The sequence below is a fragment of the Streptomyces sp. B1866 genome (assembly GCF_031932565.1).
GTDB lineage: Bacteria > Actinomycetota > Actinomycetes > Streptomycetales > Streptomycetaceae > Streptomyces.
In genome coordinates, this window is record NZ_JAVSCF010000607.1 from 1 (window position 1) to 478 (window position 478).

1 pseudogene is annotated in these 478 nt (G+C 85.6%); it reads left to right on the forward strand.

The features are described from left to right. Nucleotides 1–478, forward strand: a pseudogene (locus RKE29_RS30410) (hypothetical protein); the annotation flags it as partial.

Consider the following 478-nt stretch of genomic DNA (forward strand, 5'->3'; position numbering starts at 1 on the left):
CCGACCCGCGCGCGGGCTGGGGCCCGGCCGGGGCGTCCGAGGGCGCGCAGGCCCTGCCTCCGGCCCGGCAGAGCCCCGCCCTGCCCCCGGCCGGGCCCCAGCCCGCGCAGGGCCACCTCGGGCAGGGGCACCCCGCGCAGGGCCACCTCGGGCAAGGCCATGCCGGGCCGGGCCCCGAGCAGGGCCACGTCGGGTCGGTCCCCGAGCAGGGCCACGCCGGGCCGGGGCTCCCGGCAGGCGCCTCGCCGCAGGGCGCGTCCGTGCACGGCGTGCCCGCGCACGGGCTGCCCCCGCAGGGCCTCCCCGTGCGCAGCGGTGACGAGGCGGTCCGCGTGACCGGACCCGACGCGTCCGCCGCCGCCGCGTCCCCGGAGGCGTCCGCCGGGCCGGTCCCCGGCCGACCGGGCGGCGGCGCGTCGGCCCAGCCGGCCGGGCCGCCACCTCTCTGGCTGCCCGGGCAGGCCGGCCCCGGCGACGC